Source organism: Rheinheimera sediminis (assembly GCF_004005375.1).
In the GTDB taxonomy this organism is placed as follows: Bacteria; Pseudomonadota; Gammaproteobacteria; order Enterobacterales; family Alteromonadaceae; genus Pararheinheimera.
On sequence record NZ_RZUF01000063.1, the window covers coordinates 1 to 1,719 of the forward strand.

A 1,719-nucleotide genomic window follows, 5' to 3' on the forward strand; every position below is an offset into this window, starting at 1 on the left:
AAGGGCATAGTCCACGCAGACACGCCGTAAATATGTCCCTATAGGCTCGCCTTTGGCATCCCTGCCAAAGACGGTCTGCTTAGAACTATACCCATCCTCGCTTTTTTGAGCTGCCAGATCGTAGATGAATCGCCTTGGTATCAACTCAAAACTCGGGGCACACCGCAAGACTTGACCCCAGCGTTTACAACTGGCGATGGACGGTGGCACTGTGATGTCTATTGTCTGGCAAGTATTGCCTTATGCACTCTTAACCTTTGGCGAAGTATTAGTCTCGGCCACAGGCTTAGAGTTTGCGTACAGTCAGGCGCCNTTTATGGGTGCTGCTGGCGAATAACAGTATTCGAAGTGAAACAGTTCTGTCGCAAGTCGAAGCAACAGGATTGTCGGAAACCGCCTTTTTAATGTTTTTCTTCGCAGGTTTTGCCTTAGTGGCAGCGGCAGTTTTTGCGCTTTATGCCCGAAGATATACCATGTTGGATAACTATCGATCTGCGGCTTAGTTTTACTTGGCATAACAATAGGGGCAAGACGCTAGACTTGCCCCGTTTTTCGCTCTCAGGTAGAGGGTTATGTCGCTGCGGGAAGGGCATAGTCCACGCAGACACGCCGTAAACCCATCCATGGGGGCTAGCGTTTCGCTATCCCTGCGAAACACGGTCTGCTCAGAACTATACCCATCTTCGCTTTTTAAGCTGCCAGATAGTAGATAAATCGCCGCGGTATTCACTAAAAATGTTGGGGCACACCGCAAGACTTGACCCTAGTGTTTGCTCGCTTTTTAAGCTGCCAGATAGTAGATTAATCGCCGTGGTATCAACTGAAAACGTTGGGGCACATTGCAAGACTTGCCCCCAGCGTTTTTCTGGGATGTGATTAAGTGCGGTTGTATGATGGTGCCGTATATGGATTAATCGGATTAATGAGGGAAGAATATGTCTGTTTTTGGACCTTTAGGCTCGTTGGATGGATATATCGTTTGGATCGCATTTGAAAATGTTAAGGAATACTTGGCCGAAAGGGATGACAGCAAAGATGTGGGGCCGCGATTCGTTAAATTTCGACGGTTCTTAATTGCGATTGAATCGCTAAATAACATACCAGACTACATATATCACGAATGGAATATAAAAAAGCTTAACGGCAAAAGCGATAAACAATTCAAAGAGCATATACACAAGAGAGTTTGCCCCGCGCTTGAGCAATTGTCCCAGATAGCAAATGGATATAAACACCGTGTGCGCAACAAATCAGCTGATTTAGGTGCAAAAGAAATTCAAGGGTTAACTAAGTACACAATTGGTCGGGGTATTCTCAATGTTGAATACAACACCGTTGAGTGCTCGCAATTAGTTGAAGAAGCTTTCAGGTTTTGGCATGGCTTTAGAAATACACCCGACCAACAAACCTATCTACAACTGAATAAATTATAAATCTTTGCGAAGGCAATGTGACAGGAACACTAGGTACGGTTTCGAAAATCTTGTGGCATTTCTCTGGGGGCCTGTCATAAGCTGGAAAATCTCATCACGTGATTAGTATTAATTCCGGGGAAAGGTCAATAGGGATGAAATTGTGAATGTGGAGTTATAAAGATTTGAGGAGTTGGAATGAAGACTAAAACGTTGCTTGATGATTTAATAGATAAAATTGAATGGCAGATACCTCAAGAACTTCGCCATGAAAATGTGCGTATTCTGCCCCAAAGTGAACACCTAT

General features: G+C 44.5%; 1 protein-coding gene. It reads left to right on the forward strand.

The genetic code is table 11. The features are described 5' to 3' along the window. The first annotated feature begins 935 nt into the window (after positions 1-935). Positions 936-1,433, forward strand: a complete 498-nt coding sequence (locus tag EMM73_RS19715; protein ID WP_127688465.1) for a hypothetical protein — start codon at positions 936-938, stop codon at positions 1,431-1,433. The last annotated feature ends 286 nt before the right edge of the window (positions 1,434-1,719 follow it).